Here is a 24,026-nt window from a genome sequence, read left to right on the forward strand (position 1 = left end):
AGTCGTCTGCCTAGTCGCCCACCTAGTCGCGGTTCGGGATGGACGCTATGTCCACATCCGCCCCGAGCACTATAGTCCCTTTACGCTTCGAGAAGGAACTGCGCACATGCAGAGGCATGTGGAATCTGCGCGCATACTCGACGCAGCGCAAGGCCAGTACTTTCGAACCGCTCGCAGCCATCTCGAGGATAGCGTCGTAGGTAATGGACTCGATGCGCTGCGCAGTCGGCACGATGCGCGGATCTGCAGTGAAGACGCCATCCACATCCGTATAAATCTCACACACATCTGCCTCGAGGGCTACTGCGAGCGCGACTGCGGAAGTATCTGAGCCTCCGCGTCCGAGTGTGGTCGCATCTCCTAGAGAGTTCACTCCCTGGAAGCCTGCCACTATGGCTATCTCCCCATTTCGTATGGCATTCTTCACGCGTTCTGGCTTCACAGCGCGGATGTGCGCAGCACCATACTGCGTATCCGTCATGAATCCTGCCTGAGAACCAGTAAAGGAATGAGCCTTTTCCCCCTGCGCATGGATGGCCATGGCGAGCAAGGACATGGAGATGCGCTCACCTGCCGTCATGAGCATGTCCATCTCACGCGCAGATGGATTCGAGTCTATGCTCAGCGCCTGGTCGATGAGTTCATCTGTGGTGTCTCCCATAGCGGAGACGACCACGGCCACGTCGTTCCCCTTTTTCTGGGTTTCGATAATGCGGCGTGCTACGCGCTTGATGGATTCTGCATCCGCTACCGATGAACCACCATATTTCTGTACTATGAGAGCCACATCTGTCCTATTCTCGTAAAGTATTTCCGTGTTCTTTATCTTAAGTGTTCGCCTTGATTTCGCCGCACTACTAAACCACTGGGTGAGACTGTGTGTGCCGCTTTCCAGCAGCACCTACACTTCGCGCCTGCCCGAGAGGGCTCTTCCGAGCGTAATCTCATCCGCATACTCGAGGTCTCCGCCCACCGGCAGCCCGCTGGCCAGACGCGTTATAGTTATGCCCACCGGCGCGAGCAGACGGCTCAAATACGTCGTCGTCGCTTCTCCCTCGATGTCGGGGTTCAGCGCGAGGATGACCTCGGATATGCTGTCTGCGTTATCGTCGTTTTCCGCGTTCTGCATGCGCCGCACGAGCGAGGCGATGTTCAGGTCTTGAGGAGAGACGTTTGCCATAGGATTAATAGCGCCGCCGAGTACGTGGTAGACGCCGCGGTATTCGTGCGTGCGTTCTATGCTCATCACATCTTTCGGCTCCTGGACGACGCAGATGGTCGTATGGTCGCGTCGCGGGTCGGCACAGATAGGACAGATATCTGCTTCGCAGACGTTCCCACAGATACTGCAGAAACGCACACGTTCGCGCATGTCGAGTATGTCCTGAGCGAGAGCCTGAACATCGTCGTGCGCTGCAGAGAGCAGGTGGAAGGCTATGCGCTGTGCTCCTTTCGGACCAATTCCTGGTAGCTTCGAAAAGTCGTCTATCACGCGCTGAATCGATCCGTCATACAGACTCGCCATAGCTATGCACTCCTTGCAGGGTTTCGGTCATCATCTGCGGCATACTCTTCTGTTTTCTTCGCGTTAAACATCCGCGCGAGGTCATCCATACTCATGGTCTGCCCACTGGTTAAGTCCGCATCATCCAGAGAGTAGGTATCTTCTTCTGCAGCGACCTGAGCCTGAGGTTCGTGTGGCTCTGCCGTCACTGTCTGCTCAGAAAGCTCTGGACGTTCAGAGAGCGAAGAAGGAACATCCTCAGTCTGGATGTGGACATCCTGAGCCTGAGGTGGCACTTCTGCAGGCTGCGAGCTATTCACCTGTTCATTTTGAGCGGGCTTCGCCCACGGGTCATAGTCCGCAGCGTGAGATTCCGGTGCTGGAGTAGGTGTACTCTCTGGCTCATGTTCTGGAGACTTCTCGACTGGCTGTGACTGAGAAGCAGGCTGAGCCCACGGGTCATGACTTCGGTGAGCCTCCGTATCATCGGCATGATCAGCAGTCTCGCTACTCGATGCTTGCGCATCGCTCGATGGTTCAGACGTCTGAGCCTGTACTGCTGCGAGCGCGGACTTCATGGCCATCTGTGCCACCTGTGCTTTTATTTTCGCTTGCTGATCTGGTGGAAGCTTTCTCAGTGGTGCTACTGTCTGCCCATCAGCTGTGCGAGGTGCTGGAGCGACCACGACATTCTGACCGTAGTGGTCGGTGAGCTTCGCATTCAGAATCTTCTGGAGGGATGTCTGTCCATCCACAGCTTCTGTCGATACGGATAAACTAAAAGCATGCTGACTGAGCGGATTTGCAAAGGTGAGAATCATGAAGTAGCGTTCATTCCTCTTCTGAAGCTCCACGTGAGGAATGTGCTGAGCGTTCACGACGTCACGAATCTTCTCCGGAAGCGCTGCGATGACCTGGTTCCAGTGGATGCTCGCTTCTGCAGGATTCAGCTGAACCGCTGGAGCAGATGGTACCGCTGAGCTCTGAGCTACTGGCTGGACTGCAGGCTGTGCGGAAACCTGTGCAGGAGCAGGAGTCTGTGCAGGAGCCGCAGGCTGAGGCTGTGCCGCCGCGCGCGCTTTCTCCCTCAGAGATACTCGTGGAGAAGCTCCCTGTGCTGACGTATGTGCCGGAGCGCTCACCTGTGTCTGTACTTCAGGAGATGCCGGAAGCACTGCTGGTAGCAGCAGCTGAGCTGCAAGCAGTTCGAGACGCATTCGTGGAGACAGCGTGCCCACCATGGATCCCAGTGCCGTATTAATGCGTTCTGCCATCACATTCAGCTGAGCAAGGCTAAGCTTACCCGCCTGCTCATTCATCTCTTCAAGCCTTTGAGCAGACTGACCAGAGCTTAGAGCGGACTGTGCCTCTCGTCCTGCTAGAGACAGAATAAGAAGGTCACGCACATATGCCAGAAGGTCTTCCACGAACTTTCGTGGGTCGAATCCACCTGTGACCACACGCTCGATGACACCATAGAGCGCAGCCCCATCCTGAGCTATGACAGCATCGATGGCCTCACGAATCAGCGTATCTGGAGTAAATCCGAGAAGTGCCACGGAATCTTCGTACGTTATAGTCCCGTCTACAGCACCTATCATGAGCTGGTCGAGCACAGAGAGTGTATCGCGCATAGATCCACCACCAGCACGCATAGCGAGCTTGAGTACACCCGGCTCAGGATGGATGGACTCTTTCTCACAGATGTCCTCGAGATACGGCTGCATCACTTCTGGTGGCACGAGGCGGAAAGGATAGTGATGCGTACGCGAGCGTATCGTTCCCAGTACTTTTTCTGGTTCTGTCGTCGCGAAGATGAACATGACATGCTCAGGTGGCTCTTCCACTGTCTTCAGCAGAGCATTAAAGCCATTATTCGTCACCATGTGTGCTTCGTCGAGGATGAAGATTTTATAACGGTCACGCGCAGGAGCGAATCCTGCCCGCTCCCTGAGCTCTCGAGCATCATCCACACTTCCATGGCTCGCCGCATCTATCTCTACGACATCGATAGATCCTGGGCCATTCGTGGCGAGGTCTCGGCAGCTGGCACACTCGCCACACGGATGCGAGGTAGGCCCCTTCACGCAGTTAATGCAGCGTGCGAGAATGCGCGCTGAGGACGTTTTTCCACAGCCACGCGGCCCGGAGAAAAGATAGGCATGCGTGAGCTTGCCTTCGTCGAGCGCGCGAGACAGCGGTTTCGTCACATGATCCTGCCCTATCACGCCGTCGAAGGTGTCTGGTCGGTAACGTCTGTACAGTGCTAATGCCATGGTTCTAGGCTACCCATTTCTTGAGACACAGTCCACAGGTCCTGCGCGTGCCGTCTCACGCACCTGAGGAAGGAAAGATAGACGGGGAATTCCACGTATACTTACCTGGACGTCTTCGCCATCGACCACGCACGAGTCGAGGATGAATTGACCAGAAGAAAAGCGCTCACGAGCCTGTTCACACACAGACGAGGAACCCTCTATCTGTAGCGTGTACGCGAGGTCGGAAGCCGCACTCTCTGCGAGACTCTGCGCCTCAGCACGGCAGGTGAGAAAGCTACCCGCGCACACAGCAGCGAAGGCAGCAAGCCCCACGAGCAGGATGAGGACGGCACCTAGAAGAGTGCCACTGCCTTTATCAGAACGCGCGAGTATCTTAGTCAGGAATCTCATGACGCACTCCTCTAGCCTGAGCATGCACAGTTACGGGGAGCGTGAAGCCTCGTGCAGACAGCACCGGACAGGCTGCGAGCACAGTAAAGCTCTCCGCCTGCCACTGCACGTCTACACGGGCCGTATCCCCCGCCACTTTCTTCCCCACGCGCACAGCTTCCTGAACGCTTCGCTCCTGGCTCACGCCCTCGAGCTGTACGAGACGCACTGCATAAGCAGCCTGGCGAGCCGCATCCTGGCAGTTCAGCTGCACGAGGATAACCCGAGTCAGACCCAGAATAAGCACCGCCACAGCGATGACCGTGGGGAAAATAATGGCGAACTCGGCCGTCACCGTACCGCGGTCATTCTGCGCCAGTGCGCGAACGACGGCGGCACGGATCTGCCTGAGTCTATGTGCTCCTTCACGTCTCCACTTACGCGACCACAGACAGCGCATCGGTAATGAGCTTCGTGAGCAAGTTCCGCACAGCATCGGACTTCAGCAGAACCACGAGGAGACCTGCGAAACTCGTCGCTGCCACGAGGACTATGGCATACTCCGCCGTGGCCATGCCGTCGTCATCAGTATGGAGCGCATCCCTCTGCAAAGCAGCCTTCTGCGCGGTTTTCTCAGCCCACGTCTGCAGCCAGGTCTGCACCTGAACGTAGGACTTCATCAGTATGGTGGTCATGATAACCCTCTTCTTTCTCTTTTCTGTGTTTTGTTTTCTGTGGTTTATACGCGGTACGAATCTCTGAGGCCACAGCGTTACCCCAGCGCACCAAACCATGCCGAAAGCAGCGGCACCACAGTCAGTGCCACAAATCCCGGCAAAAAGCACAGTCCCAGTGGCATAAGAATGCGCACCGACAGCTCATGCGTGGCCGAGGACAGTGCATAGTTTTCGATATCCTGCAGCTGCTCGATGGCATTTTCTATACGCAAGGTGGGAGACGCCCCGCGCTTATACGCCGGCTCAAGCACGTCATGCACGATGCCCAGCAGATCACTTTCCGCACGCGCATCCTTCCATGCACTATCCCAGCTCGTGCCAAAGGACAGCCGTTCAGCGACATCACACAGACACTCTCCCTCTGCACTCTTTAGTACGCTTCCCAGCACACTCAGCGCGCGCGGAAGTGAGACTCCTTTCGCCAGAGTTACTTCGAGCATCTCCAGGATGAGCTCCGCAGAATACTGTGCAGAATACTCAGCTGCGTACTGGGGGCTCGCGCGTGGCATGCTCGCGCCGAGCTGCAGACTCTGGTGGCTCTCAGCAGTACCGAGCAGCTGCGTTATCCTATACGCTCGAGGTCGCATCATCGTCTCCTTTCTGTCGTCGTTTGTGACCGTTCTATAATCGTTCTGTGACCGTATGGCTAGTCCTGGTACCGTCCGCTGCCATATCCCAGCCGCGGCTTCGTCGCTTTCTCGAATGCCTGAAGAAGCGCACGCGTCCAGAGTCCTCCACACACGTAACACGCACACGTAACGGCCAGACAGCACCAGCCCACATGTGTGGTCAGGAGAAAACTCAGCGCATGTGTCCCCGTCAGTTCCCCCAGAAGAAGAGTAAAAATGGGCAGCGCACACAGCACACGCACCGTCATCACCGCCACAGCTATGGCATCCGCTTTTCTGCGAGCGCGCACACGAGACCGCTTCACATCCTCATGGAGAATCTCTAAGCAGTGCACAGCAGAACAGCCAGAGATCTCACTGAGTGTACAGACCGCAGAAAGTTGCGGCGTGAAGTGATTCACACGTCCAGCGCCGGTCTCTACCTCCACACGGTCTCGCACCAGAGCACGCACGGTATAGTCGTCCAGGACTACGCTCGCACTGCTCTGCTGCCGTATCTGCGCGCATGCATCCACGAGCGTCATACCCGAGCGCAGAAGCGTGATGAGCGTGGTGACAAGTTCCTCACACGTCATGCGAGGAAGCTGCGAGCGCGTGGGGCGTCCGAGGAGCATCCGTATACGTAGCGTTCGGAGGGATGACGGAAAAATACTCACGATGTCCTCCGTATCCGCGCGAACTCTACCGTCGAGTCCATCGCTTCACCTCGGTCCTCTTCGAGGAGAGAGTCGAGTCCGAGCGCGTGCTTCGCCCACGCGTCATACGCTGGCTCATAGTGCGGCGGGCGCTGTCCATCCCAGGAACACAGAGTCTGGCCGGTGAGTACTCCCTCATCACTGAGCTGAAGCGTGCCCATATGCGCCAGACGGCGACCGCTGGCATCATGGGTGATGTGCAGAACGAGGTCGAACGCACCAGCTGCGAGCATAGATACTGCAGCGCGGTCCATATGCGCGAGAAGACCCAGAGCACACAGTCTCGACGGTACACGCTCGATGCTATCCGCGTGAATGGTAGCCACACTGCCCTTATGCCCCGAGTTCAGAGCGCGCAGGAGATCTGCCACTTCCTCACCGCGGCATTCCCCCAGCACGATGCGGTCTGGACGCATGCGCACCGTGGCACGGACGAGGTCGCTGAGCGTGACTGCACCCACACCTTCCACATTCGCTTCACGCACCACGAGAGACTCGCCATTCGCATGCCTGCTCTGATCGAGTTCACGCGTCTCTTCGATGAGCAGCACACGCTCATCCTCGGGTACAGCGCTGAGAAGCGCCTTCACCATCGTGGTTTTCCCAGCACCTGTGCCTCCACAGATAAGGATGGAAAGTCTCTCGCGGATAGCCGCGTCGAGAATGACTTTCCATGCACGGGGGAACATAGCCCTCGCGCACAGCTGGTCGAGAGTGGACAGGCTTCTGTGAGGAAGACGTATCGATAAGGAAGCTCCTTGTCTGACGAGAGGAGCGAGAACCGCATGGACGCGCACTCCCTCTGGCGAGGAGGCATCAGCGAGAGGGCAGGCGTCATCCAGCCTCTTTCCGAGGCTCGCGCACAGCTGGATGGCGAAGTCGCGCACAGTATCCGGCGCGAGCTGACCTATGTCCAGGGAGCGCTCCACCATGCCGTGACCGCTATCCGCCCACACTTTTCCATCACTCGTCACAGCGATGTCCGTCACGCCTGGCTCGGCAGACAAGGAGCTGAGCGGACCGAGTAGTGTCCGCGGCCGCGCGCTGACGCTCGTGCTCGCACCGGCGTTCGCACGTACACGTACATTCGTGCTGACGCTCGTACTCATGGCGCACTCTCCTGAATCATCGGTTCCCCCGAGTCATCCTCAGCGAGAGCAGCGTTCTGCTCTTCTGTCTCCTGACGAGCTAATTCTTTGAGATACTCTTTCTCCATAAAAGCGCTATACGAATCATAGTTATCGTACGGATCCCACTGACCGTACCTTTCCTCGTCATATTCATCAGGCTTCTCCCAGTTATAGATACACATCTGAGCCATCGCACGGATGAGGACCCCGATCATGGTCCTATAGTCATAATCCGTAGGCGCTACTCCCCACCCGTTTTTCTCGTGGCGTTCGTTCGCCACCTTATAGGGGATTCGCCCGAGAATGACGGTCTCGAAGTACTCTTCCGCTTCCTTCTCTGTCATCGGCCCCACACGCTTTTTCGCCATCTGCGCACTGCGTGCAGGCGCGATGAACAGTACAGGCGTCTGCGTCTTGAATCCCTTTCCAGCTGTAGCATCCGTCCAATTCCTCAGTGCCGAGTAGCACCGCGTAATGCCGAGTGCACCGAGCTGGAAAAGAAGGAGTGGCTGCACATCCACGGCCGCATTCATGGATTCCCAGGCACGCACCATGTCCGGGTGAATGCTCTGTCCACAGTCGAGAATGATGACGTCATGCTTCAGCGCGAGCGCGTCGAGCACGGCTTTCATCTCCCACCAGCGCGGTGGCGCCACCTCCCAGGCATGGTAGGCCAGCAGTGGTACTTCTTCCCACTGCACAAGGTCTTTTCCTATGTCCGGTGCGTCGATCCGTCCGAGCGGCGCTTTCACGTTATGCCAGCGCAAGCCCTCACTCTCCTCACAGCCCGCGAGGACATCGAGCCCGCCTTTAGCGAAGTCCGCGTCGACGATGCAGACTCTATAGAGCCAGGAATTAAAAGTGCGCGTGAGATGCAGCGCGAAAGTACTCGCGCCGTATCCCCCGGATGCGCCGAGGACTGGGACGAGCGTAATGTGCCGTCTGCGTTCATGCTCTGCTGCATAGGGGGCGCTGCTGTCTGCATATGGCCCACCGGAACGCGCACCGAAAGCTTCGTCAGCTTCATCCGGATAGGTGTAGATATGCTGTGTCGTATTCGTCATGCTTCCATTCTGAAGTGCGCGTTCTGCTTCTGTCTAGCGTAAACGGCATATGTTATCGGATGTGGAAACACGCCGTAAGTTATCCACAGCGCGCGAAGTTATTCACAATTTTTCCGCGAGCGCACACATCTCGAACAAAAGCTGTTCACTCTGGCTGAGAAACTGACACAAACAGCCTCTTATTCGCTCACATTCGATACCATCTGCACAAATGTGAAGATTCCCTGTTTTCCGCGAAAATATGCGCTCACGAGCTTGCCCCGAGTAGTGTGCTACGCGCATAATAGAACTACTAAGAACTTCACAGTGGAGCCCACAAAAGTAATAGGCAGCTATATAAGCCAAGCTCGTTGGGCGGATGAAAGACTTTACCGCCAAAACAATGACGTTGTGCAGACATGCCACTGGATTCTTAGGAAGCCGGTTCTTCGGAACCGGCTTTTTTCTTTTTCTCACCCCTCGGACACCTCGCCACGCGCACCCTCGAAAAGTCACCGGTGCTCATAAACTAGAGTTATGGCGCAGCAATTCACAGGACCCAGCAAAGAAATCCTCCGCAACCAGATCGCGGAGCACATCGCCGAGACTGAGAAAGATGACAAATATTCAGCTCTCACGGCGAACTACGAACCCCTGCCTTCAGACAGGTTTTATGACCGTGAGCTCAGCTGGCTAAAGTTTAACCAGCGCGTCTTTGAGCTCGCTCAGGACGAGTCTCTTCCTCTCCTAGAGCGTACGAATTTCGAAGCCATTTTCGCCAGTAATCTCGACGAGTTCTTCATGGTGCGAGTAGCCGGCCTTAAGCGCCGCATAAACTCGGGCATCGCTGTTCCGAGTGCCAGCGGTCTGAGCGCCCGCCAGCAGCTTCGCGAACTTGCTGAAGAAGCGCACCGCCTTCAGGATGAGCATGCCCATTACTTTACGAATACGCTCATCCCAGCCCTCGCCCAGCAGAACATCGTGCTTCTGCGCTGGGCAGACCTCACTCCTACAGAGCAGGAGCGCCTTACGAAGGTGTACCGTCGTTACATCTTCCCTGTGCTCACTCCTCTGGCTGTGGACCCTGCACATCCGTTCCCGTACATTTCCGGCAAGTCTCTGAATCTCGCTGTTCTCGTGGAAAATGCTGCCAGCGGGAAGACGCACTTCGCTCGTGTGAAGATTCCGGATAATCTCCCACGCCTTTACCCTGTGGATGATGTGACGGATGAAGCACTGAATTCTGCCGCTGAGAGCGCGCAGCGCCGCCACGGCTTCATCACCATGGAGAACCTCGTCTTGAGTCACATCGAGACGCTCTTCCCAGGCATGACCATTAAGGAAGCGCGCGCTTTCCGTCTGACGCGTAATGAAGATATCGATGTGGAAGAGGATGATGCAGAGAATCTGCTGAACGCTATGGAGCGCGAGCTTCTGCGTCGCCGCTTCGGGCCACCTATCCGTCTCGAGCTTTCCGATGTGACCAGCCCGTACCTCAGTAAGGTGCTGACCACGCAGCTGGGCGTGGATGAGTCGGAAGTGTACCGTCTTCCAGCTCCTCTGGACCTGACGTGCCTGTTCGAGCTTCATGGGATAGACCGTCCGGACCTGAAGTATAAGTCCTTCATTCCGACCACGAACCGTCAGATAGCGGAGGTGGAGACGAGCCGTGCGCAGGACATTTTCGCTGCTATCCGTGAGAATGACATCCTGCTGCATCATCCGTATGATTCGTTCTCCACGTCCGTTCAGGCGTTCCTCGAGCAGGCGGCGAGCGACCCGAAAGTTCTGGCCATTAAGCAGACGCTGTATCGTACGTCTGGAAATTCGCCAATTATCGATGCACTTATCGACGCTGCTCACGCGGGTAAGCAGGTACTCGCGCTGGTGGAGATTAAGGCAAGGTTTGATGAAGAGGCGAACATCGCATGGGCTCGAAAGCTCGAGCGTGCTGGAGTTCACGTCGTGTATGGCATCGTGGGGCTAAAGACGCATTCGAAGCTCTCCATGGTGGTGCGCAGTGAGAATGATGGCCTTCGCCGTTACTGCCACATCGGAACGGGGAACTATAACCCGAAGACCGCACGCGTGTACACGGATATGGGTCTGCTCACCTGCGACCCTGTGGTGGGCCAGGACCTCACACGCCTGTTTAACCAGCTGTCTGGATATGCCCCGAAGTCCAGCTTCCATCGTTTACTCGTAGCTCCTCGCACTATCCGCACGGGCCTCATCGAGCGCATTCGCCGCGAGGAACAGGCTGCTCGCGACGGTAAAGAAGCGTGGATTAAGATAAAAGTGAACTCCTTAGTCGATGAAAAGTGCATCGATGCTCTCTACCGTGCTAGCCAGGCGGGAGTGAAGGTGGACATCGTCGAGCGCGGTATCTGTGCGCTGAAACCTGGAGTACCAGGACTGAGCGAGAATATCCGTGTACGCTCTATCCTCGGTCGCTTCCTCGAACACAGTCGCATCTTTGCTTTCGCGAACTCGCAGGGACCACAGATAGGCGAAGGGCCTATGAGCGGTCCGGAAGTGTGGATAGGCTCAGCAGATCTCATGCACAGAAACCTCGACCGCCGTGTGGAGGCACTCGTCCGCATCACGGATCCGAACCAGGTGCAGGACCTGCTCGACTATGTGGACATGCAGATGGCAGACACGACCAGCTCCTGGCATATGCTTCCAGACGGTTCCTACGAGCGCCATTCCACAGATGCTGAAGGCAAGCCACTCATGGATAGCCAGTTCGAGCTCATCGCTCGTCATACGAGGCGTAAGAGGTCCTAAATGAGCACGAAGAAGCGCAGGATTATAGAAGCCGCCGGCACTGTACCGTATCGTTTTACAGAGTCCGGCGAGCTTCGCCTGTGCATTATTCACCGCCCCCGCTATGACGACTGGAGCTGGCCGAAAGGGAAGCTGACAGCTCATGAGTCTCACGCCCATGCGGCAGTGCGTGAGACTGCTGAGGAAACGGGATACCATGTCCGCCTCACAGCACCACTCGCAGAAGTATCCTATGTCCTCGGAGCTCAGGATGAAGATGTTCCTACTGCCGGCATAAAAAATGCAGGATCTACGAAGCATGTCTTCTACTGGATAGCCGAAGTCCTCCCTCATAATCGTATCCAGGAACGCAAGAATACCTTTGCGGCTCCTCTCCAGTCCACACCGGAAGAGACAGACCGCATGCGCTGGGTGAGTCTCGAGGAAGCACTCGAGCTCCTGACGCGTACAGACGATAAGAATCTCGCTTTCGCCTGCGTTCAGCGGCTCAACGAGGGATATACACAAGCACGAACACTTCTTCTCGCGCGAAATGGACAGGGAGCCGAAAAGAAGAATTGGCCAGAAGAAAACCTCAGACCACTCACCCCACGAGGAGCGGCACAAGCCTACGCGCTCGGCGCCGAGCTCAGCTGTTTCCTGCCCGAACGCACGTATGCATTCACTGAGCAGCGCTGCATCCAGACGGCCGAACTCGCCGGACAGAATCCCCATATCCTACTGCCACAGGCCGAGCAGCCACGCGGCACGCATACAAACGCACCACAGAATGCAGCCGAACGCAGAGTATCCGAAGCACTGAGCACAGTCCTCGAGTATCTTCTCACAGATGGATCACAGCCTCGCTGTGCCGCGCTCCTAGCGTCCGCCCAGCAGCTCAAAACCATGAACACGCTGCTCGCGGACGTCTGCGCGAACGAGGAAACGCAGCACGCCCTCGAAGATGCATTACGCGTGAAGAAATATCTTACTCCTGGAAGTGGCGTGAGCATTACACTCGTACCTGTACACGCACAGGCCACCAGCTGGCAGATAACCGACGTAACGAAAGTGACACCCCTTGTCTTCTAATTCTCCATCCATATCTCACGCGGGTACGGCTTTCGCCGCCACGCGCACCGGTTCAGCACGCTTCAGCCGCCCCATGCAGCTCGATGAGGCACTCCTCGACCACATGGCCGGCGGCGCTGACCCGGAAGCTCTGCGCGAGCTCGCACACTCCACGGCTGCGGCGCTCCTCGACCGCGTGCACCACACGCAGGATGCTCAGGTAGTCCAGCGCGTCATTACCGTGGTGGATACCGAAGGCATAGAGCCTATAGCTGAGCTGTGGTCGAGTGCCGATGCGCTGAGCCTTCCGGGGATTCTGTGGCGCCTGTACACCATGCGCATGTGGATGCAGAAAAATCAGCGTTCTCTAGCTGTGCTGTGGACGGAAGGTGAGCTTCCTCCCACTGCCGCGAGTGCCATTACTGGGATGACGAGCCCGGTGTCTGCTGAGGACGTGGCATCGACCGCGGATTCTATTCTGTCCGGTGCGTTCAGCGGTGACTTCGCTGTAGCGCTGGACCGCGCGTCGAGCTTCTGCCATGTGGTGGCTCGTGCCCTCGTAGAGCGAGCAAAAACGCGCCCTGCTGGAGCGCATCGTGATGCTATCGTGGCGAATGCGCGTCACCTCGTGAGCACCGCGAAAGATTTTTCTGCTGGAGCGGCGCTGTGGCGTCGCGGAGAGCTCTACTAGAAGGTCAATTTTCTACTTCATTCCGGCTGTGCGCGAACGGTAGCGTTTTCTACTCGACACGTTCCACGGCACACGCTAGACTAGTTTTCAGCACTGAACCGTGCTTAAGCCCCGGGCTTCATTTTTTGCCGCTGCGAGCGGCCTGCGCGCCGACAGGCGCTTTCGCGGTTTGGTGCTTTTTTCATACTCTAAACCGCATCATTCCGCCGTTTTCCACACGCGCTATAAGATACACATATACCGAATTCACGCAAAACCCCTCCCCGAGCGCGTCACATCCTGTAGCATGAAGGACATCACCTGAAAAATACTAGAAAATTGGAGTAAAAAACATGGCACAGATACGCACTACGCACGTCGGTTCCCTCCCACGTACGGACGCGCTGCTGAAGGCGAACGCACAGCACCAGGCAGGCGAAATCTCGGACGAGCAGCTCGCCGAAATCGTCACCACGGAAACGGACGCCGTCGTCGCAAAGCAAAAGGCGCTCGGCATCGACATCGTAAACGACGGCGAGTACGGTCATGCCATGACCGAGAAGGTGGACTACGGCGCGTGGTGGAGCTACTCCTTCACCCGTTTCAGCGGCCTCGAAGTCCTCGACCACGTTCCTGAGCATAAGCCTACTCCAGAAGGAAAGCTCGAGCTGGATGCGATGACCGACCGTCGCGACTGGGTCGCCTTCGCAGACGCGTATGCAGATCCTACCTCCGGCATTCACCTGGCAGACCGCAAGCCATGGATCTTCCCTACGGTCACCGGCGAGATTACCTACACCGGCCAGGCCGTCGTTCAGCGCGACATCGCAGCTCTGAAGGAAGCTCTCGAGAAGGCTGGAAAGCCAGTCTCCGACGGCTTCGTGGCGAGCCTGTCCCCAGCATCTGCAGCACGTGTGGGGAACACGTACTACGAGGATGATGAAGCTGCTGTATGGGCATGGGCGAAGGCTCTGCGCGAAGAATATAAGACCATTACGGACGCGGGCCTGACGGTGCAGATAGACGCTCCAGACCTGACTGAATCCTGGGATCAGTTTAAGGTCGAGCCGCCTCTGGAAAAGTACCGCGAGTTCTCCCGCGTGCGCATCGAAGCTCTGAACTACGCTCTGGACGGCATCGACCCTGACCTCGTGCGCTACCACGTGTGCTGGGGCTCCTGGCATGGCCCACACTCCACGGATCTCGAGTTTAAGAACGTGGTGGACCTGGCTCTGTCCGTGAACGCGAACGGTCTGACCTTCGAAGCTGCAAATGCTCGCCACGAGCACGAGTGGAAGATCTGGAAGGACATCGAGCTGCCTGCAGAGAAGTACCTCATTCCTGGCGTCGTTTCGCACGTGACGAACATCGTGGAGCATCCTGAGCTCGTGGCCGACCGCATCGAGCGCTTCGCCTCCATCGTAGGTGCGGACCGCGTCGTGGCGTCTACGGACTGCGGTCTGGGCGGCCGCTGCCACTCGCACATCGCGTGGGCGAAGCTCGAGACGCTCGCGAAGGGCGCTCAGCTCGCGTCCGAGCGTCTGGCTTAAGGTCAATTTTCCCTGTTTCTTTCAGTGGTGGGTTATTCACATATGTGAATAACCCACCACTTTTTCACACGTTTTTCGGTAGATAACTCCCCTTCGCGACACGGATATTCACATCTGCTAACAGTGCTCTTTCTGGCTTGATTCCTGGGGTTCTGAGCCTCATACTGGTGTACACGAGATCCCACTTCACGACGAGAAAGACACCTGATATGACTCTGCACTCCTCCTTCTTCGAGCAGTTTACCTCCCTCGAACACATCATCATGGCCATGAACATAGCCATCTGCGTACGAAACCACCCTCAGTGGCCTTTAAGCTGCGTCTCCGCTGCCATGCTCTATGGCGCCTATCCGTCCATAGAGCTCCATGAATACGTCCACGTGGCCACACAGACCCGCGCCGAAGGCGACGTCCTCGGTCCTCCTCCAGACGAGATACTCAAAGTACGCGAAGCCTCAGAGCAGCGCGTGTGCTTCCACCACATCGAGGACTCCTGCCCCACCGAGCTCATCGACCACGTGCTCGAGGCGTGTACCACGCGCGACTGGCTCAGCTGCCTCTATGTAAAGATTAATGACGTCATCGGCCTTCAGCATGGAGCCATCACCACATCCCTGCCTCGTACCATGTTCGACTGTATGCGTGTACTCCCCTTCGAGCACGGACTCGCCCTGTGCGACCAGCTTCTCGGTCTCAGCGACCTCACTCTCGGCCAGATTCTCGACGAAGCACGCGCGTGGACAGACTGCGAACACGGCCAGCTGGCCTTCGACCGTCTGCTTTTTACAGATCTGAGAACGGGAAGCTACCTCGACTCCCGTATCCGCGCGCACATTATCACCGCTGGATTCGAGGTGCCCACTCTGGACCCCACCGTGCGTGACCACGACGAGTTCGGCCGCCTGCTCGAGCGCGCCACGCTCTCCGAACGACTCTTTATGCGTAAAATCCATAAGGCAAAGCTCACGGATAAGGACTTCATTCCTACCCCGAACTCAGAGGGGAACTTTATAGCGAAGCTGGAGAGAGTCAAGGTACCCCGTGTCAGCGATGATGAGCGGCTCCACCGCATGATGCTCGGGTAAAAGAAAAGCCCGGGAATCCCCGGGCTCCTGCCTTACTCGCTAAGCGTCTTATGCGTTCACCTCTGCAGCGACCTTCTTCAGAAGGTCTGGACGGTATCCGCTCCAGGTCTCGTCACCAGCGACCACGATAGGTGCCTGCATGAAGCCTGCAGCCTTAAACTTCTCGAGAGCTTCAGCATCCTGCTCGAGGTTAATCTCGGTGTATTCTACGCCGAGCTTCGCGAGCTGACGCTTCGTAGCATTACACTGGACGCAGTGGCTCTTCGAGTACACGGTAACCATCATAAACCTTCTTCATAAACGTGACGAAAAATCAAAACTAAGTGATTATCTTAGCGCGCCCCTCTCCAGAAGGCAAATATCCGACACCACTAGACACGCCATATTTTCTCTAGGCTTACCCCTAGATATCGTGTTTTGTGTGGGATGTATCACAGAGAAATCTGCCTGCTTTTCGAGCCTCTTAGAAGAGCATGAGCTCGTCAGATTCGGTGCCTTTCATGTCATCATAATCCAGCAAAAGACACTCGAATCCACGGTCTTCAGCCAGCGTGCGTGCCTGTGGAGTGATGGTCTGAGCAGCAAAGATACCACGCACAGGAGCGAGCAGCGGGTCACGGTTCAGTAACTCGCAGTAGCGTGTGAGCTGCTCCACTCCCCCTATGCCTCCATGACGTTTTATCTCTATGGCCACGTGGGTACCATCGCCATCCACAGCCATGATATCCACCGGACCTATAGCGGTAGGATACTCGCGCCGTACGAGACGCATCCCCACGCCCGCGCGGTTAATCTGCTCGGCGAGGTACTTCTGCAGGTGTGCCTCCACCCCGTCCTTATCGATACCAGGATCTTCGCCGAGGTCATATGCCGTATCCGAATGAATCTCCCAGAGTGCTATGGTGAGCACATCATTCGTTTTATCCGAGGTAATCTGAAGATACTTCGGCACATCCTCGTATCCGAGGGATTCCGCCACAGCTGCATAGCGCGAGCTACCAGGCACTATCTCCCGCAAAGTACACGGAGAGAGCATCCAGTTCAGAGGTTTATAGTTCCCGAGTTCGGAAAAGATGAGGCAGGACTGGTCTGCCTTTATCAAGATAACGCGTGTCGCGCGAGGAAGGGATGCATTCAGCCTGCCCGTGTACTGAGCGGAGCAGTCAGCCACTAGTATTCTCATGATGTCCTAGCCTAACCGAATGCGGGTACAGGCGGATATGCTCGAGGGAAAATTGGCAGAAAAAAGTCCGCGCAGCGCTCAAAAAACGAACGCTACGCGGACAGATACGGATGCATCGAGCCTAGCAGAAGGCCTTATCCACGCCTATGGTCAGCGTATTCTCCTCGAACGAGATGAAGCCGCCTTCCACCGGGAAGGACTTCTCCTCATCCACGCAGGTCACAGAGATAGTCCCCGCGCCTACGATGGCGAGCACAGGCTCATGGTCTGGCAGAATGCCCATGTAGCCGCCCAGAGCGGGAACGACTACGGACGTCGCCTGACCAGACCAGAGCGGACGGTCTTCTGCCACGATGTTCACATCCATGGTACGTCCTGCTGTCTGAGCCATTATGCGAGATCCTTCTGCATGTCATGCCACTTGCGCTCGAGGTCCTCGATACCGCCGATGCCAGTAAACGCCTGCTCTGGAATGTGGTCATACACACCGTCGCAGATGCGCTTGAAGGCTTCCACAGTCTCGTCAGCGGACACATACGAACCAGGGCGGCCGGTGAACTTTTCTGCCACGTAGAAGTTCTGACCGAGGAACTGCTCGATGCGACGAGCACGCGCCACCGTGGTCTTATCTTCTTCGGACAGTTCATCGATACCGATGAGCGCGATGATGTCCTGCAGCTCCTTATTACGCTGGAGGATAGCCTTCACGCGGTTCGCCGTCTCGTAGTGTGCCTGGCCGACGTAACGAGGGTCCAGAATACGCGAAGTGGAGCTCAGTGGATCTACTGCTGGGTAGATACCCTTCGCAGCGATGTCACGCGCGAGCTCGGTGGTGGCGTCCAGATGCGCGAAGGTGGTCGCAGGAGCTGGATCCGTGTAATCATCTGCAGGAACGTAGATAGCCTGCAGCGACGTAATGGAATGACCACGCGTCGAAGTAATACGCTCCTGAAGCGAACCCATCTCATCGGCCAGGTTAGGCTGGTAACCCACTGCCGATGGCATACGGCCCAGAAGTGTGGACACCTCAGAACCTGCCTGCGTGAAGCGGAAGATGTTATCGATGAACAGGAGCACGTCCTGGTTCTGCACATCACGGAAGTACTCTGCCATGGTCAGAGCGGTCAGCGGCACGCGCAGACGCGTACCTGGCTGCTCATCCATCTGGCCGAAGACCAGAGCGGTCTTCTCGAGCACGCCTGCTTCATCCATCTCACCGATGAGGTCATTACCCTCACGGGTACGCTCACCCACACCAGCGAAGACGGACACACCGCCGTGGTTCTGTGCCACGCGCTGAATCATCTCCTGGATGAGCACGGTCTTACCCACACCAGCACCACCGAACAGGCCGATTTTACCGCCCTGAACGTATGGGGTGAGCAGGTCGATGACCTTAATACCCGTCTCGAACATCTCCGTCTTCGACTCGAGCTGGTCGAAGGCTGGAGCGCTACGGTGAATGGACCAGCGTTCCTTAATCTCGATATGCTCGTCGTCGCGGGCGTTCAGAATGTTACCGGATACGTCGAAGACGTGACCCTTCGTCACATCTCCCACAGGCACCTCGATAGGGCCACCAGTATCCGTGACCAGAGAGCCTCGCACCAAACCATCGGTAGGCTTCAGAGCCACAGCGCGCACGATGGAATCGCCGAGGTGCTGCTCCACTTCCAGAGTAATGGTGGTGGAACTCGTGCCTTCTTCACCCTGCACACCCTCGATAGTGGTGGTCAGAGCGTTATAAATCTCTGGCAAGTGTCCGAACGGGAACTCGATGTCGATAACCGAGCCCTGGACGCGAATAATGCGGCCTTGTGCAGGCTTATTAGTTTCTTCTGCCATGTGGCGGCCTCCTATTCTTCCTCGTTATTCAGTGCATCCGCACTGCCGATGATTTCGGTAAGTTCCTGAGTAATCGAAGCCTGACGAGAAGCATTCAGCTTACGAGTCAGCTCCTCTACGAGGCTTCGTGCGTTATCCGTGGCCGTGTGCATAGCATTCTGACGGCTCGCGGTTTCGGATGCTGCAGCAGTGAGCAGGCATTCGTGAATGCGAGACTGCACATACTTCGGCAGGATGTAGTCCAGAACCTTCTCTGGGCTCGGCTCGAAGCTGTACAGTGGGTACGATGTGTGCCCGAAAGTGGTCACAGAAGCAGAAGAGCGCTTATCCTTCTGCACGTGCCCCTCGTACGAGTCATCCACAAGCTCCACTTCCACAGGAAGCATACGGATAATGCGTACTTTCTGCGTCACCATGTTAATGAACTCAGTGAAGACGATGTAGAACTCGCTGACGCCGCCTTCCTTCGCTGGCTTCATGTATGCCTCATAAAGTGCGGTACCGATTTTCTCAGCGATATCCACTCCTGGGGCGTCCGTGCTGCCTTCCCATGTGGCTGCTACGTCGCGGTTACGGTACTTATAGTACGAGACTCCACGGCGGCCGTAGACGAAAAGCTCAGGGTGCTTTCCATCTGATTCGAGGCGCTGAAGCAGAGCCTCGGTCTCACGGATAATGGAAGAGGTATACGCCCCTGCCATACCGCGGTCCGAGGTCAGTGCCAGCACAGCCACACGGTTATTCTTTTCGTTCTTACCCAAAATAGGGTGGTTCAGCACGGTGTGGGAAGCCATAGCTTTCACAGCATGAAATATCGCATCCGAATACGGCTTCGCGGCTAAGGCCACGTCACGTGCCTTAGCGATGCGCGAAGACGCTATCATCTCCTGAGCGTTAAAGATCTTCTCCAGCGACTCGGTCGATGCTATGCGTGATTTAAATGCGAGCTGAGAGGCCATTACTTATCTGCCTTATCTGCTTTCTGAGCCGTCTGCTTCTTCGACTTACGCGCCACGAGCGTCTCCTGCTCCACCTCAGCTGGGACGAAGCCAGGATCCGCCGTGTGGTCGATGAGCGGAGTACCGTCCACCTTCACATACGTGTCACGGTAGGCATCCACTGCCTCGCTGAGCTTAGCTTCGGTCTCAGCAGTGAAGTCACCGGTTTCACGGATGACGTCGAGGATGTCCGTGTTATGCGCCACGTAGTCGAGCAGTCCCTTTTCGAATGGCAGGACGTCTGCTATCTCGAGATCGTCGAGCTTTCCATGCGTACCCGTCCACACAGATACCACTTCCTGCTCCGAGGAGTATGGAGTGTACTGTGGCTGCTTCAAGAGCTCGGTCAGGCGTGCACCACGCGTCAGCTGTGCCTTCGAGGCCGCATCCAGGTCGGATGCGAACATAGCGAAGGACTCGAGCGAACGGTACTGTGCCAGCGAGATCTTCAGCGTACCAGAGACCTTCTTCAGTGCCTTCGTCTGTGCAGCACCGCCTACGCGGGACACAGAGATACCTACGTCCACTGCTGGACGCTGGTTTGCGTTAAAGAGGTCCGACTGGAGGAAGATCTGACCATCCGTGATGGAGATGACGTTCGTAGGAATGTACGCGGAGACGTCGTTCGCCTTCGTCTCGATGATAGGAAGGCCGGTCATGGAACCGCCACCCAGGTCATCAGACACCTTCGCGCAGCGTTCGAGCAGACGCGAATGGAGGTAGAAGACGTCACCAGGGTACGCTTCACGCCCAGGTGGGCGGCGCAGCAGCAGGGAGATGGAGCGGTACGCTTCTGCCTGCTTGCTCAGGTCATCGAAGACGATGAGCACATGCTTGCCGTTATACATCCAGTGCTGACCGATGGCCGAACCGGTGTACGGAGCGATGTACTTAAAACCTGCAGAATCCGACGCTGGGGATGCCACGATGGTGGTGTACTCCATAGCTCCAGCATCTTCGAGAGCACCGCGCACGGATGCGATGGTGGATCCCTTCTGACCGATGGCTACGTAGATGCAGCGTACCTGCTTCTTCGGGTCACCAGACTCCCAGTTCGCCTTCTGGTTAATGATGGTATCGATGGCTATGGCCGTCTTACCGGTCTGGCGGTCACCGATGATGAGCTGACGCTGGCCGCGGCCGATAGGCGTCATAGCATCGATAGCCTTAATACCGGTGGCCATAGGCTCATCCACTGGGTGACGATGCATCACATCTGGAGCCTGAGCTTCCAGAATGCGGCGTCCTTCACTAGGAATCTCGCCCATGCCGTCGATAGGGCGACCCAGTGGGTCCACCACGCGGCCGAGATATCCGTCGCCTACTGGGACGGACAGAACTTCGCCGGTTCGGCGGACTTCCTGGCCTTCCTCGATTCCCTCGAAGTCGCCCAGGACTACCACACCGATTTCTCGTGGGTCCAGGTTAAAGGCCAGTCCCAGAGTGCCATCGGCGAAGGTGAGAAGCTCATTCGCCATGCAGCCTGGAAGGCCTTCCACGTGGGCGATTCCATCGCCCGCCGTCTTTACATATCCGACTTCTTGAGTCGGCGTGTTTGACGGAGTGTAGGACTCGACGAATTCGTCTAATGCCTGACGAATAGCGGCGGGATCAATGGTCAAATCTGCCATTTTCACTCCTTAGTTTGTCTTTATGCAGCATGCGCTGTGAGCCCGAAAGCTTACGCGAGTGCGCGCTGTAAAGTCTGTAATTGCGCTACTACTGTAGTGTCTGTCACGTTCGGTCCGTGCTGAATGCGCATTCCACCGAGCACGCGCGGGTCCACGATAGAGTCGATGTACACGCTCGTGCCGAGCTTTTTCGCATACGCATCATGAATGCGCGAACGCTGGTCGTCACTCAGAGGTACCGCTGTAGTCACGGTCACCACACGCTCTCCCTCGTGTTCCGAGATGCGACCCGTCAGCCAGTTTAAGGCAGACAGGAAGCGACGGCGGCGTGGCTGGTGAGCCACGTGGTCGATGAGGAACTTCGTGAGGGGGTGCAGCTCATCCGTGCGGATGACTGAGTTCAGCAGACGCGCACGCGCATCCCACGAGGCACGCGTATCCGAAAGTCCCGAAAGAACTTCTGGGAGATTCAGAAGAGCGGAATGCACGCGAGACAGCTCCGCAGACACCTGGGAGGTGACGCCCTGTGCATCTGCCGCGAAGAAGACGGCATCCACAGCGATATCCTCAAGGGAATTCACGATGTGCATGGCCTTACTCCAGCGCTTAGCTGCCAGAGACGACAGGATGCTGTCTGTGAGAGCATCCACTCTGCCACCGAAAAGCGTATCTGCGAGAGCTACACGTTCGTCAGCGCTTCGACCTGGGTCGGTTAAAGCACGCTGGAGACGGGCGTTCGCGTCGAGGACAGCCGTGGTATCGAGGAGTTGACGTGCTATCTCTAAAGCATGCTCACCCTCCGCGCGCAGCTGAGCGGAAAACTCTTCGCGCACGCGCTTTTCGGATGCTAATGATGCTTCACCGTGCATAGGTCACCTCCTCTAGCGTTCGAGCTCGCTAATAGCGTCATCTATCATCGAAGACTGAACGTCAGCGCTGTCGAGCTTACTGCCCAGAATCTTTCCAGCCAGAGCCGTAGCGATGGCGCCCACCTCGCCCTTCAAGCTCACGAGAGCCTGAGCACGCTGAGCCTCGATGGACTTCTGTGCTGCAGCAGAGACCTGCTCAGCCTCCGCTTCTGCACGCTTCTTCGCATCAGCGACGATACGTGCAGCTTCACTGCGAGCATCTTCACGAATCTTCGAAGCATCAGTACGAGCGCTCCTGAGCTGATCTTCGTACTGCTTCTTCGTCTCTTCAGCTTCGGCCTGAGCCTGAGCAGCGCGGTCGAAACCGCCCTGAATCTTATCAGCCCGCTCGTCGAAGATCTGGTTAAACTTCGGCATGAAGAAGAAGTAGAAGAACGCTGCGAGGATGACGAGGATAACAGCAGACCAGAAGAGGTCATAGCTTTCTGGAAGGAACAGTGCGAGACCGCTTGCTTCTTCAGCTAATGGCATGCTTCCTCCTTTCCTTTACGTCGAAAAATGAACGAGAACGTAGTCCTAATGGAGTTCTCGTATACCGTATGATGTCGAGCGCTGTTCTTACTGAGCCATCATGAAGGCCACGAAGCCGAGCAGTGCCAGAACTTCGATGATGGCCAGGCCGATGTACATGATCACGTTCAGCTTACCGGAAGCTTCTGGCTGGCGTGCGGTGGACTCGAGAGCCTTACCGAACATGATGCCCAGGCCTATGCCAGGGCCGAGAGCAGCCAGGCCGTAGCCCAGAACAGAGATGTTACCTGCGATAGCTGCGAGAGTTACGAGATCCATGGTAATCCTTTCGTTTGTTTTTATGTGCGATGTCACTTCCGGGCTAAACCCTTTCATGGCACCCCACAAAGTCTTAATGTGGCGAGTGTACGGGTGTGCTTGCGAGTGCGTGCGTGCTCGTACGCGAGTGCGAGTGCGTGCGTGCGAGTGCACACAGCGCCCCCATATGAGCGCCCTCACACGAGCGCGCGGTCTACTCCTCGCCGAGGCTCTGGCTGATGTATACGCAGGAGAGGATGCAGAAGATGAATGCCTGCAGCCCTGCCACGAATATCTCGAAGCCAGTCAGTGCGAAGCTTCCGAGGAACCAGAGGACGCCCACGCCCTTCAAGGCTCCCTGAGCTTCGAGGATAAAGTAGTTCGACATAGCCAGCATGATGGCCACGAGAAGGTGACCAGACAGCATGTTCGCGAAGAGTCGAAGCGTAAGGGAGAATGGTCGGATGATCACTATCTCCAGAAGCTGGATAGGCGTGAGCAGAATATACACCGGCCATGGCACGCCTGCTGGGAAAAGCTCTTCCTTCAGGAAGCCGCCCAGTCCGTGCGACGCGATGCCTGCTGCCCAGTACTGCACGAGAGTCCATACCGCGAAGACCAGCGGCATGGCTATGGTGGCCGTGGCCGCGATGTTCGCACCCGGGATGACACCGCACAGGTTAAAGACCAGAATGGTCAGGAACATGGTGGTGATCATAGGGATGTACTTTTTTCCGCGCAGCTCACCGATAACCGTGTAGACGATGTTATTACGGACGAACTCGAGGAGAAACTCCACGAAACCCTGCCAGCGCCCCGGCACGAGCTTCGCGCGCTTCGCCGTCAGCCCCAGTACGAGAAGGATGACCGCGGTGGCTACCATGCGTACGAGGATGATGCGGTTTATCGCGAAAGGCGTGCCCGCGAAGATGATCTCCGGAGGCAGGAATTCGTTCAGAGACGGAAGCTCTGGACCCTGGGTATCAGCGGCACGCGTGACGAAGCCCGCTGCGAGCGCTGTACTTACTGCACCATTCATCTGTCATCTCCTCCCTGCATAGCTATGTGCTGTGGGCTGTATGCTCCCTGCACGTCTATGCAAACTCACACTAGTTTACTCGGCGAAAAGACATCCGCCTAC

25 protein-coding genes are annotated in these 24,026 nt (G+C 56.7%); 5 read left to right on the plus strand and 20 right to left on the minus strand.

Annotation, left to right across the window (positions count from 1 at the left end):
* Positions 1 to 22: 22 nt before the first annotated feature.
* The 10 genes from ALMA_RS05470 to ALMA_RS05515 form a co-directional block, all read right to left on the minus strand.
* Positions 23 to 787: an aspartate kinase gene (locus tag ALMA_RS05470; protein ID WP_086106110.1), complete on the minus strand. Its 765-nt coding sequence runs from the start codon at positions 785 to 787 to the stop codon at positions 23 to 25.
* 114 nt (positions 788 to 901) lie between these two features.
* A complete protein-coding gene (gene recR / locus ALMA_RS05475) occupies positions 902 to 1,525 on the minus strand; it encodes a recombination mediator RecR (protein WP_086106111.1) in 624 nt (207 codons plus the stop codon).
* 2 nt (positions 1,526 to 1,527) lie between these two features.
* On the minus strand, positions 1,528 to 3,780 hold the full coding sequence (locus ALMA_RS05480) for a DNA polymerase III subunit gamma and tau (RefSeq protein ID WP_094726722.1): 2,253 nt from the start codon (positions 3,778 to 3,780) through the stop codon (positions 1,528 to 1,530).
* Between the two features lie 9 nt (positions 3,781 to 3,789).
* On the minus strand, positions 3,790 to 4,173 hold the full coding sequence (locus ALMA_RS05485) for an Rv3654c family TadE-like protein (protein ID WP_158520667.1): 384 nt from the start codon (positions 4,171 to 4,173) through the stop codon (positions 3,790 to 3,792).
* Entirely contained in the window at positions 4,157 to 4,612 is a 456-nt protein-coding gene (locus tag ALMA_RS05490) for a TadE/TadG family type IV pilus assembly protein (protein WP_094726724.1), read from the minus strand. Before ALMA_RS05490 ends, ALMA_RS05485 begins: the two co-directional genes overlap by 17 nt.
* Positions 4,590 to 4,847, minus strand: a complete 258-nt coding sequence (locus tag ALMA_RS05495) for a DUF4244 domain-containing protein (protein WP_094726725.1) — start codon at positions 4,845 to 4,847, stop codon at positions 4,590 to 4,592. The genes ALMA_RS05490 and ALMA_RS05495 overlap by 23 nt, the downstream gene beginning before the upstream one ends.
* Positions 4,848 to 4,924: 77 nt before the next feature.
* Positions 4,925 to 5,479 carry a type II secretion system F family protein gene (locus ALMA_RS05500; protein WP_094726726.1) on the minus strand — a complete coding sequence of 185 codons (555 nt, stop codon included), beginning with the start codon at positions 5,477 to 5,479 and terminating at the stop codon, positions 4,925 to 4,927.
* 56 nt (positions 5,480 to 5,535) lie between these two features.
* On the minus strand, positions 5,536 to 6,174 hold the full coding sequence (locus tag ALMA_RS05505; RefSeq protein WP_148140270.1) for a type II secretion system F family protein: 639 nt from the start codon (positions 6,172 to 6,174) through the stop codon (positions 5,536 to 5,538).
* Complete coding sequence (locus ALMA_RS05510) at positions 6,171 to 7,322, minus strand: TadA family conjugal transfer-associated ATPase (protein ID WP_094726728.1); 1,152 nt, start codon at positions 7,320 to 7,322, stop codon at positions 6,171 to 6,173. The genes ALMA_RS05505 and ALMA_RS05510 overlap by 4 nt, the downstream gene beginning before the upstream one ends.
* Positions 7,319 to 8,407 carry a CpaE-like family protein gene (locus tag ALMA_RS05515; protein WP_094726729.1) on the minus strand — a complete coding sequence of 363 codons (1,089 nt, stop codon included), beginning with the start codon at positions 8,405 to 8,407 and terminating at the stop codon, positions 7,319 to 7,321. The genes ALMA_RS05510 and ALMA_RS05515 overlap by 4 nt, the downstream gene beginning before the upstream one ends.
* Positions 8,408 to 8,923: 516 nt before the next feature.
* Here ALMA_RS05515 and ALMA_RS05520 point away from each other — a divergent pair.
* The 5 genes from ALMA_RS05520 to ALMA_RS05540 all read left to right on the plus strand — a co-directional run bounded on the left by ALMA_RS05520 (position 8,924) and on the right by ALMA_RS05540 (position 15,531).
* A complete protein-coding gene (locus ALMA_RS05520) occupies positions 8,924 to 11,176 on the plus strand; it encodes an RNA degradosome polyphosphate kinase (protein WP_086106120.1) in 2,253 nt (750 codons plus the stop codon).
* Positions 11,177 to 12,247, plus strand: coding sequence for an NUDIX domain-containing protein (locus tag ALMA_RS05525; protein ID WP_094726730.1), 1,071 nt, complete (start codon positions 11,177 to 11,179; stop codon positions 12,245 to 12,247).
* Entirely contained in the window at positions 12,237 to 12,917 is a 681-nt protein-coding gene (locus tag ALMA_RS05530; RefSeq protein ID WP_094726731.1) for a thymidine phosphorylase, read from the plus strand. Before ALMA_RS05525 ends, ALMA_RS05530 begins: the two co-directional genes overlap by 11 nt.
* A gap of 332 nt (positions 12,918 to 13,249) precedes the next feature.
* Positions 13,250 to 14,446, plus strand: a complete 1,197-nt coding sequence (locus ALMA_RS05535) for a cobalamin-independent methionine synthase II family protein (protein WP_094726732.1) — start codon at positions 13,250 to 13,252, stop codon at positions 14,444 to 14,446.
* Positions 14,447 to 14,655: 209 nt separating this feature from the next.
* On the plus strand, positions 14,656 to 15,531 hold the full coding sequence (locus tag ALMA_RS05540) for a hypothetical protein (protein ID WP_094726733.1): 876 nt from the start codon (positions 14,656 to 14,658) through the stop codon (positions 15,529 to 15,531).
* A gap of 48 nt (positions 15,532 to 15,579) precedes the next feature.
* On the opposite strand, the gene nrdH is transcribed toward ALMA_RS05540, so the two are convergent.
* From nrdH to atpB, 10 genes are all read right to left on the minus strand, one after another.
* On the minus strand, positions 15,580 to 15,816 hold the full coding sequence (nrdH, locus tag ALMA_RS05545; RefSeq protein ID WP_169712320.1) for a glutaredoxin-like protein NrdH: 237 nt from the start codon (positions 15,814 to 15,816) through the stop codon (positions 15,580 to 15,582).
* Between the two features lie 178 nt (positions 15,817 to 15,994).
* On the minus strand, positions 15,995 to 16,714 hold the full coding sequence (gene nucS, locus ALMA_RS05550) for an endonuclease NucS (RefSeq protein WP_094726734.1): 720 nt from the start codon (positions 16,712 to 16,714) through the stop codon (positions 15,995 to 15,997).
* 121 nt (positions 16,715 to 16,835) lie between these two features.
* Positions 16,836 to 17,105: a F0F1 ATP synthase subunit epsilon gene (locus tag ALMA_RS05555; protein ID WP_086106127.1), complete on the minus strand. Its 270-nt coding sequence runs from the start codon at positions 17,103 to 17,105 to the stop codon at positions 16,836 to 16,838.
* Positions 17,105 to 18,559, minus strand: a complete 1,455-nt coding sequence (atpD, locus tag ALMA_RS05560; protein WP_086106128.1) for a F0F1 ATP synthase subunit beta — start codon at positions 18,557 to 18,559, stop codon at positions 17,105 to 17,107. Before atpD ends, ALMA_RS05555 begins: the two co-directional genes overlap by 1 nt.
* Positions 18,560 to 18,570: 11 nt before the next feature.
* Positions 18,571 to 19,518 carry a F0F1 ATP synthase subunit gamma gene (locus ALMA_RS05565; protein ID WP_094726735.1) on the minus strand — a complete coding sequence of 316 codons (948 nt, stop codon included), beginning with the start codon at positions 19,516 to 19,518 and terminating at the stop codon, positions 18,571 to 18,573.
* Positions 19,518 to 21,188 (minus strand): F0F1 ATP synthase subunit alpha, encoded by a 1,671-nt coding sequence (gene atpA, locus ALMA_RS05570; protein WP_094726736.1) that lies wholly within the window; start codon positions 21,186 to 21,188, stop codon positions 19,518 to 19,520. The genes ALMA_RS05565 and atpA overlap by 1 nt, the downstream gene beginning before the upstream one ends.
* A 50-nt stretch (positions 21,189 to 21,238) precedes the next feature.
* Positions 21,239 to 22,057, minus strand: a complete 819-nt coding sequence (locus ALMA_RS05575; protein WP_094726737.1) for a F0F1 ATP synthase subunit delta — start codon at positions 22,055 to 22,057, stop codon at positions 21,239 to 21,241.
* A gap of 12 nt (positions 22,058 to 22,069) precedes the next feature.
* Entirely contained in the window at positions 22,070 to 22,588 is a 519-nt protein-coding gene (locus tag ALMA_RS05580) for a F0F1 ATP synthase subunit B (RefSeq protein ID WP_086106132.1), read from the minus strand.
* A gap of 87 nt (positions 22,589 to 22,675) precedes the next feature.
* Positions 22,676 to 22,906 (minus strand): ATP synthase F0 subunit C, encoded by a 231-nt coding sequence (atpE, locus tag ALMA_RS05585; RefSeq protein WP_086106133.1) that lies wholly within the window; start codon positions 22,904 to 22,906, stop codon positions 22,676 to 22,678.
* Positions 22,907 to 23,099: 193 nt separating this feature from the next.
* Complete coding sequence (gene atpB / locus ALMA_RS05590) at positions 23,100 to 23,924, minus strand: F0F1 ATP synthase subunit A (protein WP_094726738.1); 825 nt, start codon at positions 23,922 to 23,924, stop codon at positions 23,100 to 23,102.
* Between the last annotated feature and the right edge of the window lie 102 nt (positions 23,925 to 24,026).

The organism is Alloscardovia macacae (assembly GCF_002259705.1).
GTDB lineage: Bacteria > Actinomycetota > Actinomycetes > Actinomycetales > Bifidobacteriaceae > Alloscardovia > Alloscardovia macacae.